This window comes from Parasediminibacterium sp. HNIBRBA5674 (genome assembly GCF_056745525.1).
The window spans coordinates 1-241 of record NZ_JBQWIE010000124.1 but is presented as its reverse complement, the minus strand read 5'-3'; the positions used below and the strand labels follow the sequence as shown (position 1 = coordinate 241).

At 50.6% G+C, this 241-nt stretch carries 1 protein-coding gene; it reads left to right on the top strand.

What is annotated here, in order from left to right; genetic code table 11:
• Positions 1–241 (top strand): hypothetical protein (locus ACT9TX_RS18545; RefSeq protein ID WP_481340628.1); only part of this gene is annotated, 241 nt, incomplete at both ends.

The window sequence follows — 241 nt, the reverse complement described above, 5'->3', positions numbered from 1 at the left end:
CTTTGGTACTATGCCATGCTACCAAGCCCTAGTAGCACCGCACCTAAGTACGAAACCGCCAGACCTAAGCCGCAATCTACCAGCCCTAACCTTACAACCGCTAGGGCTAGGGCGCAAGCAGCCGCACTAGGTACGGCCGCACCAGGGCTAAGCCGCAACCAATTGGCAAGCGGTTACAGCCATCTCATAATCAATCATCATAACACTATAAACAACCATTACCATGTCAGATTTTATTCCA